Genomic DNA, 12,445 nt, shown 5'->3' with positions numbered 1-12,445 from the left:
TCAGGACAAGGCTTCGGCGACCATCGCCGGCAGGTCGGCCAGGTCGTGCAGCAGTTCGGGCGACAACCCGTCCGGCAGCTCGTCGAGGTCGGCGCCGCGCAGCAGCACCTCGGTGTTGCCGTTCGTGCCGCGTTGAACGACGACACGCAGCAACAGATCCGGTGATGCATCGGAACTGGTCATCAGCACCGGCGTGCCGCCCTGCGATGACTCGAACACGATGACCAGGCGTTGGCGCTCGTTGTCTTCGCCCATGCTTTGCTGCAGGCGCACCAGCACCGGCATGCCGTGCCGCTCGGCGCAGGCTTCGATGCGCTGCACCGTCTCGGTCACGCCGAATCGGCTGACGCTCGAACGTGTCATCCGCTCTTCGGAAGCGAAAGCACGGCTGCCGCCGAGGGCCGCGACGATCATCGCGATGCCACCGGTCATCCAAAAACGAAACGGGCTTTTCATGGGGGGCTCTCCCTCGTACACCGACAGACGATAGGGTTCGAACAGCGGTACTTCAAGGGTCTGAATGTCACGCAAGGTCGCTGCTGGGTTAACCATGGTGTCGCTCTCGTCACACTCGCACAGCGCAGGGACGGAGTGTGGCGCGAAGCGGTGACGCTTTGGTGAACAGGCTCTACGAGCCAAGGGGTATCCGTCGAACATATCTGCTGCGGTGCATCAGGCGGCGACGGCGGAGGCGCGGGCGAAGGCGCGGGCGGGCAGGCTGGGACGCGCCGGATGGAGCGGTCATCGCCCTGGGGGGCGATGACTGCCCTGCGCTGCCTGCTTTCAAGGCCCGTCGCCGAAACTCCCGCCGCTCGCTTCGCTCGCTGTGGTCAAACAGTCGGCGACAAGTCAGTCCACGAAGCGCGCTGGCGCGCGCGGGCCTTGAAACCAGCCAGCTCCGGCGCCCCATCCTGATTGGCGCGCCCCAGCCTGCCCGCCCGCGCCTTCGCCGAACCAGCGGCTCTGTGCGGAGAACCCGGATTGGCATCCGGGCTACGAACACGGGACCAGAGCAAGCGCAGCGAAGCGATCCATCAAGCAACGCGCCGGGGAACTGGCTTTGCCAGGCCCCTGGCGTGGCGCCCCTCGGGGGCAGGAGCGATAGCGACTGGGGGGCCCTATTTCGTCCCAAAGATCTTGTCGCCGGCGTCGCCCAGGCCCGGGATGATGTAGCCCAGCTCGTTCAGGTGACTGTCGATCGCCGCGGTCCAGCAGCGCACGTCGGGGTGCGCTTGCTGCAGTGCAGCGACGCCTTCCGGTGCCGCCACCAGCACCAGCGCGCGGATGTCGGTGCAGCCGCGCCGCTTCAGCAGGTCGATGGTGGCGATCATCGAACCGGCCGTGGCCAGCATCGGGTCGATGATCAGCGCGGTGCGCTCGTCCAGGTGGCCGACGAACTTTTCGAAGTAGTGCTCCGGCTGCAGCGTCTCGTGGTTGCGCGACAGCCCGACCACGCTGACCTTGGCGTTCGGGATCATGTCGAGCACGCCGTCCAGCATGCCGAGCCCGGCCCGCAGGATCGGCACCACCGTCACCTTGCGCCCGCTGATCTGGTCGATCTCGACCGGGCCGCTCCAGCATTCGATGGTGGTCTTGGTCAAAGGCCAGTCGGCCGTGGCCTCGTAGGCCAGCAGCCGCGCCAGCTCGTTCGTCAGCTCGCGGAATTTCTTGGTCGAGATGTCGGCCTCGCGCAGCAGGCCGATCTTGTGCCTGACGAGCGGGTGGGTGACGGCAAGGGTCGGCATGGCGAGCTCCGGTTACGACTGGGACGCCTGCGTGCGCTGGCGCACCGCCTCGTACAGGCAGATGCCGCTGGCCACCGAGACGTTCAGGCTCTCGACGGCACCGCGCATCGGCAGGCGCACCAGCAGGTCGCAGGTCTTGCCGGTCAACTGGCGCATGCCGCTGCCTTCGGCACCCAGCACCAGCGCGACCGGCCCGGTCAGGTCGACGTCGTACAACGACTGCTGCGCATCGTCCGACGTGCCCACGACCAGGATGTTGCGTTCCTTCAGCTCATTCAAGGTCCGTGCCAGGTTGGTGACCATGAAGTAGGGCACGGTGTCGGCCGCGCCGCTGGCCACCTTGGCGACGGTGGCGTTGATGCCCACCGCATGGTCCTTCGGCGCGACCACCGCGTGCGCACCGGCCCCGTCGGCCACGCGCAGGCAGGCGCCCAGGTTGTGCGGATCGGTGATGCCGTCCAGCACCAGCAGCAGCGGGGTTTCCTCGACGGCGTCCAGCGTGTCGTCCAGCGAGTGGCTCATCGCGACCGCCTCGACGCGCGCCACCACGCCCTGGTGGCGGTGCGTGCCGCACATCTTGTGCAGCCGCTCGTCGTCGCTGTCGACCAGCTTGGCGCCGGCCTCCCGGGCCCGCTCGACGAACTGGCGCATGCGCTGGTCGCGGCGCGTGGCGTCGACGTGGATCTCGAGGATGGATTTGGGCGCGGTCTTCAGGCGCACCGTCACGGCATGGAAGCCGAACAGGATCTTGTTGCTCATGGGGCCGATGGTACGGCCACGCGGGTCACGCGAGGTGCCGCTGCACCATGCCCACGAGTTCGCCGTACTCGAAGGGTTTCGCCAGGTACGCATCGAAGCCGGCCTTCAGGATGCGCTCTTCGTCGCCCTTCATCGCCAGCGCCGTCAGCGCGACGATCTTCAGCCGCGCCGTCTCGGCCCCGGCGCGCAGCAGCCGCGTCGCCTCCAGCCCGTCCATGCCGGGCATCTGCACGTCCATCAGCACTAGGTCGGGTATCAGCTCACGCGCGAGCCGCACGCCCTCCTCGCCGCCCTCGGCGCAGATCACCTCGTGCCCGCCCTTTTGCAGCACCAGCTGCGCCAGCTTGCGGTTCTGCGCGTTGTCTTCCACCACCAGGATGCGTGCCATGCCGTCCTCTCGTCAGAAATGAAGATGTGCCGGCGCCGAGGCCGCCGTGACGGTCTCGGTCCGCCGGCTCACGCTCGTCGCCCTCGCCTTCGTGCCAGCGCCCGCTTCACCTCGGCCAGCAAGCTGGCCGGCTGGAACTCCGATTTCTCCATCACCTGCTGCACGCGGCCGYTCAGCAGCGCGCGGTCGTGCGGCGTCAGCAGCTTGGCGGTCAGCACGATGATCGGGATGTCGGCGGTGTCGGCGCTGCCGCGCAGCGCCTCGATCACGTCGAAGCCCGACAGCTGCGGCATCATCAGGTCGAGCACGATCAGCGCCGGCCGCTGGGTGCGCACCACCTCCAGTGCCTCGCGCCCGCTGTAGGCCAGCAGCGGCACGAAACCGGCCGCCTGCAGGTGCTTGCCGACCAGGGTCACCGCCTTCGGGTCGTCGTCGACCACCAGCACCCGGGCCGACGGCGCCTGGTCGTCCAGGCCCACCGCGGCCAGCGCGGCCAGCAGGTCCTCCTTCGACACCGGCTTGGTCAGCACCTGCGACGCGCCGAGCGCGAAGCCGCGCCGCGCCTCGGCCGTGATCGACACGATGACGACCGGGATGTGGCCGGTGTCGGGCTGGTCCTTCAGCTGCGACAGCATGTCCCAGCCGTCGCGGCCGGGCAGGATGATGTCGAGCACCAGCGCGGCCGGCATCAGCTGGCCGGCGCGCGACAGGCCGTCCTCGGCGCTGCGGGCCACCTCGACGCGGTAGCCGTTCGATTCGAGCTGGCTGCGCATCAGGCTGGCCGCGCGCGGGTCGTCCTCGACCACCAGGATCAGCGGCGCATCGGCACCGGGCGGGTGCGCCGGTTCGGCGGGTAGAAGCGGCTCGGGCGGCTCGGGCGGCGCAGGCTCTAGCGCGTCCTTGGGCAGCTCGTCGCCGGCCGGGCGCCACGGCAGCCAGACGGTGAAGGTCGAGCCGGCGTTCGGCACGCTGCGCAGCATCAGGCCGCCGCCGTGCAGCTCGACCAGCCGCTTGACCATCATCAGCCCGAGCCCGGTGCCCGCGTACTCGCGCGACAGCGACGAATCGATCTGCACGAAGGGCTGGAACAGCCGCGTCAGCCCGTCGGGCGCGACGCCGATGCCCGAATCCTCGACGCGGATCTCGAGGAAGGTCGGCAGCGTGCGCTCGGCCGGGCGGAACAACCGTGTGTCCGGCGCCTCGAGCATGCCGTCGACCTCGGCGCGCGCGACGCGCCGCATCGACAGCGTCACCGCGCCACCCTCGGGCGTGAACTTGATCGCGTTGCTCAGCAGGTTGTAGACCACCTGCTTGGTCTTGCGCAGGTCGAGCTGCAGGCTGCCCAGCGCGGGCGGGCACAGCGCGTTGAGCCGGATGCGCTGCGTCGAGGCCTTCTCGCGCATCAGCGAGATCGCGCTGGTGACCACGTGCGACGGCTCGGCGGCGCCGAGTTCGAGCGGCATGTGGCCGGATTCGACCTTCGACAGGTCGAGGATGTCGTTGATCAGGCTCAGCAGGTGCTTGCCGCTGACGTGGATGTCGTTGGCGTACTCCAGCTGCTCGGCGTTCATGTCGCCGGCCAGGCCGTCCTTCATCAGGCCCGAGAAGCCGATCACCGCGTTCAGCGGCGTGCGCAGCTCGTGCGACATGTTGGCGAGGAACTCGCTCTTCATGCGGCTGGCCTTCTCGAGCTCGGCGTTCTTGACCTGGATGTCCTCGCCGCGCACGCGCAGCTGCTCGGCCAGCAGGTTCAGCTCCTGCAGCTGGCCGAGGTTGTGCAGCGCGACCGCGAACTGCGCGCCCAGCCGTTCGATGAAGGACTGGTCGCGCGGCGTCAGCGCGGCCGAGGCGGCGAGCGCCAGCACGCCGATCAGCCGCCCCTGGTAGCTGACCGGGCAGACCAGCAGCGCGGCCGGCTGCAGGCTGGCCAGGCCGGTCTCGATGCGCAGGCCGCTGGCGGGGTCGAAGCGGTCGAAGTACATCGCCTTGCCGCTGCGCGCGACGTGGCCCACCGGGCCGTCGTCGATGCGCAGCACCGATTTCAGGTCCGACGGCGCGCAGTGCGCCGCGACGACGCGCAGCACGCCGCCCCACTCCTCGTACTCGTAGAACACCGCCACCGGGAACAGCGGGTTCTCGCCGATCAGCGCCAGCGTCTCGTTGAGCACCACCTCGCGCGTGGCCTGGGCGTTGTACAGCGTCAGCGCGCGCGCGTGCGCCGCGTCGTAGCGGCGCTCCTCCGCGACGGCCTGCTCGGCGCGCTGGCGCGCCTGCCAGTCGCGCCACAGGCGCCACGCGATGCCGCCGAGCAGCAGCACCAGCGTGACCAGGAACACGACGAAGGTGGTGACGGTGGCCTGCGAGCGCTGGTCTTCGACGGCTTCGCGTTCGGCGAGCAGCCGGCGTTCCTCGGTGCTGATGGCATCGATCAAGGCCCGGATGCGCTCGAGCCGCCGCACGCCGCGGGCCAGGCGGTCGTCCAGCGCCTTCGGGGTCTCGCCGGGAACGGCGGCCTCGTTCTCGTGGAACACCTGGACGCGGGCGGCGATCTCGCCGCGCAGCTCCGACACGCGGGCCTGCTGCTGCGGGTTGTCCGACGTGAGCCAGGCGAACTGGCGCAGCCCGGTGTCGATGACGGCCAGCGTGGCGTCGCGTTCCTCGAGGTAGACCGGGTTGCGGGTGGCGAGGAAGGCGCGGTGGGCCGCCTCGGCGCGGTGGATGTCCGACGCGACGTCGGAGGTGATGCTGATGACCTGGTGGGTGTGGCTGACGAAGGCCGAGGCTTCGAGCGTCTGGCGCGCGAAGTTCCAGCCGATGCCGGCGAGCGCGAGGATGGCTGCCACGGCCACGATGAAGCCCGCCATCGCGAGCTGCTGTACCGACAAACGCGTCATCCGTTCTCCGATGCGCGCCTACTCGGCTGCCTCCACCACTACCCGAGGTCGCCGGAGGGCGTCTCATGGACCATCGTGTACAAGCCGCCGAACCTGCCGGCGCAGAGCGAGGCTCCTGTGTAACACAGGTTGCGCTCAGCGCCGCAACCAGAGCACCAGCAGGAGCAGGCCGATGAGGACGGGCTGGTGGACCATGTAGAACGTGAGCGACCAGCGGCCGAGCACCGCCAAGGGCTGCAGGGCCTTCGGCAGCGCGCCGGTCACCCAGCCGCGCCGGTTCGCCAGCACCCATTGGCCGGCCGCCAGGCCCCACCACATCACGCCGATCCACGGCAGCAGCGGGACATAGTCCTCGGTCACCGGCTTGTGCGTGATCAGGCCGATCCAGTTGGTCAGCCGGGTGTCGAACCACGGGTGCTGCACCAGGCGCGGCAACGCGATCGCGAGCGCGCCCATCGGCCACAGCCAGCGGCCGGCATTCGCCGTCAGCCGCGTGACGACCAGCATCACCGCGATGCCATGCAGCACGCCGAAGTAGATGAAGCTGCGCGGGAACATCAGCCAGGACCCCGCGCTCACCAGCAGCGCACAGCCCGCCACCTGCGCCCAGCGGCGCCAGAAGCGCGGCCAGCCCTGCCCCTGCTCCCACGCCACCGCCTGCCCGAAACCGGCACAGAACAGGAACAGCGTGACGATGCAGGTGCGCTGCACCAGCCAGAACGGATCGGCGGTGAAGCTCTGCCGGATGAAGTGGTAGTAGTTCAGGTCGAAGCAGAAATGGAACACCGCCATCCACAGGATGGCCAGCGCGCGCAGCGCGTCCAGTCGGTCGAACCGGGAACCCGGGCGTGAAGATTCAGGCATGAGGCCCGCGATTGTGCGCGACCCACGGGTAAGTCCCAGGTTCATGTTCTATTGTTAGAACATTAATGAAACATTAACATCGCGTCCGCTTGCCGATCGGCTTGATTCGTCAGGCTCCAACAATTGACCCCCAGGAGACATGCATGTCGATTTCCCAACGTACCGTGCGCGGCTTGAGCCTCGCGATGATGGCCGCCGGCCTGATGACCGCCACGCTGGCGCAAGCCGGCGAGGTCGAAGTGCTGCACTGGTGGACTTCGGGTGGCGAGGCCAAGGCCGCCGCCGAGCTGAAGGCCACGATGCAGTCGAAGGGCCACACCTGGAAGGACTTCGCGGTCGCCGGTGGTGGCGGTGACTCGGCCATGACGGTGCTGAAGTCGCGCGTGGTGTCGGGCAACGCCCCGGCCGCGGCGCAGATCAAGGGCCCGTCGATCCAGGAATGGGCCAAGGAAGGCGTGCTCGCCAACATGGACGACGTCGCCAAGGCCAACAAGTGGGACGACCTGCTGCCCAAGGCCATCGCCGACGGCCTGAAGTACCAGGGCCACTACGTCGCCGCGCCGGTCAACGTGCACCGCGTGAACTGGCTGTGGGCCAACCCGGAAGCCTTCAAGAAGGCCGGCGCCAAGGTGCCGACCACCTGGGACGAGTTCTTMGTCGCCGCTGAAGCGCTGAAGAAGGCCGGCATCATCCCGATCGCCCACGGCGGCCAGAACTGGCAGGACTTCACCACCTTCGAAGCCGTCGCCCTGGGCGTCGGCGGCGCCGACTTCTACAAGAAGGCGCTGGTGCAGCTGGATCCGGGCTCGCTGAAGAGCGCGACGATGGACAAGGTGCTGACGACCTTCAAGAAGGTCAAGGGCTACACCGACAAGAACGCCCCGGGCCGCGACTGGAACCTGGCCACCGCGATGGTGATCAAGGGCGAGGCCGGCATGCAGATCATGGGCGACTGGGCCAAGGGCGAGTTCCTGGCCGCCGGCAAGGTCCCGGGCAAGGACTTCACCTGCGTGGCCGCCCCCGGCACCGCCAAGTCCTACACCTACAACGTCGACAGCTTCGCGCTGTTCAAGCTGAAGGACCCGGCCAACCAGAAGGCCCAGCAGGACCTGGCCGCCGCGATCATGTCGCCGGAATTCCAGGAAGTGTTCAACCTGAACAAGGGCTCGATCCCGGTTCGCCTGAACATGGACCTGAAGAAGTTCGACGACTGCGCCAAGACCTCGGCGGCCGACTTCGTGTCGACCGCGAAGGCCGGCACGCTGGTCCCGTCGATCGCCCACGGCATGGCCGTCCCGTCGGCCGCCGAAGGCGCGATCAAGGACGTGGTCTCGCAGTACTGGAACGACGACAAGATCACGTCGGCCCAGGCGCAGGACCGCCTGGTCGCTGCCGCCAAGACCAAGTGATCGCGAAGTAACCAGGTCCTCCCGGACCTGCCTCGGGACGGCGCCCCTCGCGGGCGCCGTCTTCCTGTCCGACCGGGGATGGCGCAATATCGCGTCCCGCCCCCGACCACCCGCCCATGAAACCATCCGCCTCCGTCCGCCTCAGCCAGTGGATGCCCAAGCTGGTCGTCGCTCCGTCGTTCCTGCTGGCCTTCTTCTTCATCTACGGCCTGATCGCGTGGAACGGCTATCTCTCGCTGTCGGCCTCGCGCCTGCTGCCCAACTATGAATTCATCGGGTTGGAGCAATACACCAACCTGTTCGCCAGCGAGCGCTGGTGGGTGGCCATCACCAACCTGGGCATCTTCGGCGGCCTGTTCATCTTCTTCGGCATGGCCATCGGCCTGCTGCTGGCCATCCTGCTGGACCAGAAGATCCGCGTCGAAGGCGTGCTGCGCACCGTCTACCTCTATCCGATGGCGCTGAGCTTCATCGTCACCGGCACCGCGTGGAAATGGATCCTCAACCCCGGCCTCGGCATCGAGAAGCTGATGCAGGGCTGGGGCTTCGAGAACTTCCACTTCGACTGGCTCATCAACCCCGACATGGCGATCTACACCGTCGTGATCGCCGGGGTCTGGCAGAGCGCCGGCTTCGTGATGGCCCTCTTCCTGGCCGGCCTGCGCGGCATCGACGACTCGATCCTGAAGGCCGCGCAGATCGACGGCGCGAGCCTGCCGCGCATCTACTGGCGCATCATCATCCCGAGCCTGCGGCCGGTGTTCTTCAGCACGCTGATGGTGCTGAGCCACCTGGCCATCAAGAGCTTCGACCTGGTGATGGCGCTCACCGCCGGCGGCCCCGGCTACGCCACCGACCTGCCCGCCACCTTCATGTACACGATGGCCTTCTCGCGCGGGCAGATCGGCCTGGGCGCGGCCTCGGCGACGATCATGCTGGCCACCGTGGCCGCGCTGGTCGTGCCCTACCTGTATTCCGAGCTGCGCGCCAAGCGCTGATACGACGCCATGGGAAACAAATTCAACTGGCATCGTGCCGCGCTCTGGTCGGTGCTGCTGCTGTTCGCGCTGGTCTTCCTGCTGCCGATGTACGTGATGATCACGACCTCGCTGAAGGACATGAGCGAGGTGCGCGGCGGCAACCTGCTGTCGCTGCCGCACGCGCCCAACTTCGACTCGTGGGCCAAGGCCTGGTCGACCGCCTGCACCGGCATCGACTGCGGCGGCCTGCGGCCGTTCTTCTTCAACTCGGTGCTGATGGTGGTGCCGGCGGTGGCGGTGTCGACCACGCTGGGCGCGATCAACGGCTACGTGCTCAGCAAGTGGCGCTTCCGCGGCAGCGAGTTCATGTTCGCGATGATGCTGTTCGGCATGTTCATGCCGCTGCAGGTGGTGCTGCTGCCGATGTCGCAGGTGCTGGGCTGGTTCGGCATCGCCAGCTCCATCTGGGGCCTGGTGGTGGTGCACATCGTGGCCGGCCTGCCGTCGACCACGCTGTTCTTCCGCAACTACTACGTCGGCCTGCCCGACGAGCTGATCAAGGCGGCGATGCTGGACGGCGCGGGCTTCTGGCGCATCTTCTGGCGCATCGTGCTGCCGCTGTCGACGCCGATCCTGGTGGTGACGCTGATCTGGCAGTTCACCAACATCTGGAACGACTTCCTGTTCGGCGTGGTGTTCTCGGGCGGGGCCTCCAAGCCGATCACGGTCGGCCTGAACAATCTCGCCAACACCTCGAGCGCGGTGAAGGAATACAACGTCGACATGGCGGCCGCGATGATCGCCGCGCTGCCGACGCTGCTGGTCTACATCGTCGCCGGCAAATACTTCGTGCGCGGCCTCACCGCCGGCGCGGTCAAGGGCTGACCAGCCCACGCTTCAGAGAAAAATCATGGGTGCACTTTCAATTCGCAACGTCCGCAAGAGCTACGGCCCGGTGGAGATCCTCAAGGGCATCGACATCGAGGTCGAGAACGGCGAGTTCCTGATCCTGGTCGGCCCGTCCGGCTGCGGCAAGAGCACGCTGCTGTCGCTGATCGCCGGGCTGGACACGCCGACCACGGGCACGATCCACATCGCGGACCGCGACGTGACCTACGCGCTGCCCAAGGACCGCGACATCGCGATGGTGTTCCAGAGCTACGCGCTGTACCCGAACATGAACGTCGGCCAGAACATCGCGTTCGGGCTGGAGATGCGCAACGTGCCGAAGGCGCAGCGCGAAGAGGCCATCCAGCGCGTCTCGAAGATGCTGCAGATCGGCCACCTGCTCGACCGCAAGCCGGGCCAGCTGTCGGGCGGCCAGCGCCAGCGCGTCGCGATGGGCCGGGCGCTTGCGCGCAACCCGAAGCTGTTCCTGTTCGACGAGCCGCTGTCGAACCTGGACGCCAAGCTGCGCGTCGAGATGCGCGCCGAGATCAAGCTGCTGCACCAGCGCACCAAGACCACCACCGTCTACGTGACGCACGACCAGGTCGAGGCGATGACGCTGGGCGACCGCATCGCGGTGATGCGTGACGGCCTGGTGCAGCAGTTCGGCACGCCCGACGACATCTACTCGCGCCCGGCGACGCGCTTCGTGGCCGAGTTCATCGGCTCGCCGGCGATGAACATCATCGAGAGCCAGCGCGCGGCCGACGGCCTGAACGCGCACGGCGTGGACCTGCTGCTGAATGCCGAGCAGCGCGGCGCACTGAACGGCAACGCCGGCGCCGGCATCAGCTACGGCCTGCGGCCCGAGAGCCTGTCGTTCGCCGACCAGGGCCTGGCCGGCACGATCAGCATGCTGGAGCCGACCGGGCCCGAGACCTATGCGATGGTCGAGACCGCGATCGGCAAGCTGACCGCGCGCGTGGCCGGCAAGGTGCACCAGCACGTCGGCGACAGCGTGTTCCTGCGCTGGGCGGCCGAGGACGCGCACCTGTTCGACGCGAAGAGCGAGCAGCGCGTCGTGGACTGAACCGTGGATCGTTCCCTGGAACCGGGAGACCTGTCATGACCCCGATCATCGACTTCCGATCTCCCGGCTTCCTGCGCGAACACATCCTGCACACGATGTCGTTCTACGAGGGCCGCAGCCGCGACCCGAGCGGCGGCTTCTACCACTTCTTCAAGGACGACGGCACGGTCTACGACCGCGAGACGCGCCACCTCGTCAGCAGCGCACGCTTCGTCTTCAACCACGCGATGGCAGCGCGGCATTTCGGCCGGCCGGAATGGCTGGAGGCGACGCGCCACGGGCTGCGCTTCCTGCGCGACGCGCACCGCGACCCGGACACCGGCGGCTATGCCTGGCAGGTGCGCTGGCAGGGCACGCGCAACAACTACGGCGAGCGCGAGGTGCTGGACGCCACCAACCACTGCCACGGCCTGGCCTTCGTGCTGCTGGCGCATGCGCATGCGCTGCGGGCCGGCATCGAGGACGCGCGGCTCGGCCTGCACGAGACCTTCGGGCTGATGGAGCACCACTTCTGGGAGCCGTCGCATGGGCTGTACGCCGACGAGGCGACTGCCGGCTGGGAGGTGCAGCCCTACCGCGGGCAGAACGCGAACATGCATGCCTGCGAGGCGCTGCTGGCAGCGTACGAGGCGACCGGCGAGGCACGCTTCCTGGAGCGGGCGCAGACGCTGGCGAAGTCCGTCACGCAGCGCCTGGCGGCGCTGGCGCACGGGCTGGTCTGGGAGCACTACCGGCTCGACTGGTCGATCGACTGGGACCACAACCGGCACGACAAGACCGACATCTTCCGGCCCTGGGGCTTCCAGCCGGGGCACCACGCCGAGTGGGCCAAGCTGCTGCTGATCCTGGAGCGGCACCGACCGGGGGACTGGCTGCTGCCGCGGGCGCGCGAGCTGTTCTCGGTGGCGACGCAGCATGCGTGGGACGCGAAGCACGGCGGGTTGTTCTACAGCCTGGCGCCCGACCACACGGTGTGCGACAGCGACAAGTACTTCTGGGTGCAGGCCGAGACGCTGGCCGCCGCGGCCTGCCTGGCGGTGCGCACCGGCGAAGGCGGMTACTGGGATTGGTACGACAGGATCTGGGAATACAGCTGGGCGCACTTCGTCGACCACCAGCATGGCGCGTGGTACCGCATCCTGTCGCACGACAACCGCAAGCTCAGCGACGAGAAGAGTCCGGCGGGGAAGACGGATTCCCACACGATGGGGGCGTGCTACGAGGTGCTGGGCTTGCTGTGAATGATGGACGATCCCCGGATGGGCATCCGGGCTTGTATGTTCCGTCTGCACCCCCAGACGCAGCGGATGAGGGTGTCGGGATGGAGGGACGATCCGGGCCATCTGCCGTCAGCAGCGGACAGACCACCGTAGTGATTCCCCATTTCGTTCGCCCAAGCGTCGATGAGGAACGCAGCCGCAGCAACCC

At 68.1% G+C, this 12,445-nt stretch carries 11 protein-coding genes; 5 read left to right on the top strand and 6 right to left on the bottom strand.

The genetic code is table 11. The features are described from left to right. The 6 genes from AC1DYN_RS19000 to AC1DYN_RS18975 form a co-directional block, all read right to left on the bottom strand. The gene (locus AC1DYN_RS19000) at window positions 1-552 is read right to left on the bottom strand and encodes a DUF302 domain-containing protein (protein ID WP_477962366.1); all 552 of its coding nucleotides are present in this window, start codon (window positions 550-552) and stop codon (window positions 1-3) included. A gap of 566 nt (window positions 553-1,118) precedes the next feature. After that, window positions 1,119-1,745, bottom strand: a complete 627-nt coding sequence (upp, locus tag AC1DYN_RS18995; protein WP_477962364.1) for a uracil phosphoribosyltransferase — start codon at window positions 1,743-1,745, stop codon at window positions 1,119-1,121. A 12-nt stretch (window positions 1,746-1,757) separates the two neighbouring features. After that, the gene (rlmB, locus tag AC1DYN_RS18990; protein ID WP_477962362.1) at window positions 1,758-2,504 is read right to left on the bottom strand and encodes a 23S rRNA (guanosine(2251)-2'-O)-methyltransferase RlmB; all 747 of its coding nucleotides are present in this window, start codon (window positions 2,502-2,504) and stop codon (window positions 1,758-1,760) included. Window positions 2,505-2,529: 25 nt separating this feature from the next. Further along, on the bottom strand, window positions 2,530-2,892 hold the full coding sequence (locus AC1DYN_RS18985) for a response regulator (RefSeq protein WP_477962360.1): 363 nt from the start codon (window positions 2,890-2,892) through the stop codon (window positions 2,530-2,532). A gap of 68 nt (window positions 2,893-2,960) precedes the next feature. Further along, the gene (locus AC1DYN_RS18980) at window positions 2,961-5,786 is read right to left on the bottom strand and encodes a response regulator (RefSeq protein ID WP_477962358.1); all 2,826 of its coding nucleotides are present in this window, start codon (window positions 5,784-5,786) and stop codon (window positions 2,961-2,963) included. A gap of 135 nt (window positions 5,787-5,921) precedes the next feature. Further along, the gene (locus tag AC1DYN_RS18975; RefSeq protein WP_477962356.1) at window positions 5,922-6,650 is read right to left on the bottom strand and encodes a heparan-alpha-glucosaminide N-acetyltransferase; all 729 of its coding nucleotides are present in this window, start codon (window positions 6,648-6,650) and stop codon (window positions 5,922-5,924) included. 185 nt (window positions 6,651-6,835) lie between these two features. Here AC1DYN_RS18975 and AC1DYN_RS18970 point away from each other — a divergent pair, with 185 nt between their 5' ends. The 5 genes from AC1DYN_RS18970 to AC1DYN_RS18950 all read left to right on the top strand — a co-directional run bounded on the left by AC1DYN_RS18970 (window position 6,836) and on the right by AC1DYN_RS18950 (window position 12,258). After that, a complete protein-coding gene (locus AC1DYN_RS18970) occupies window positions 6,836-8,059 on the top strand; it encodes an ABC transporter substrate-binding protein (RefSeq protein WP_477962423.1) in 1,224 nt (407 codons plus the stop codon). A gap of 116 nt (window positions 8,060-8,175) precedes the next feature. Next, entirely contained in the window at window positions 8,176-9,057 is an 882-nt protein-coding gene (locus AC1DYN_RS18965) for a carbohydrate ABC transporter permease (protein WP_477962354.1), read from the top strand. Window positions 9,058-9,066: 9 nt separating this feature from the next. Then, a complete protein-coding gene (locus AC1DYN_RS18960; protein ID WP_477962352.1) occupies window positions 9,067-9,924 on the top strand; it encodes a carbohydrate ABC transporter permease in 858 nt (285 codons plus the stop codon). A gap of 25 nt (window positions 9,925-9,949) precedes the next feature. Next, a complete protein-coding gene (locus AC1DYN_RS18955) occupies window positions 9,950-11,017 on the top strand; it encodes an ABC transporter ATP-binding protein (protein WP_477962350.1) in 1,068 nt (355 codons plus the stop codon). Window positions 11,018-11,052: 35 nt separating this feature from the next. Then, the gene (locus AC1DYN_RS18950) at window positions 11,053-12,258 is read left to right on the top strand and encodes an AGE family epimerase/isomerase (RefSeq protein ID WP_477962348.1); all 1,206 of its coding nucleotides are present in this window, start codon (window positions 11,053-11,055) and stop codon (window positions 12,256-12,258) included. The last annotated feature ends 187 nt before the right edge of the window (window positions 12,259-12,445 follow it).

The organism is Rhizobacter sp. P2_D12, from assembly GCF_056404395.1.
Note: the sequence above shows the minus strand (reverse complement) of the source record. Positions and strands in the feature narration are given on the sequence as shown.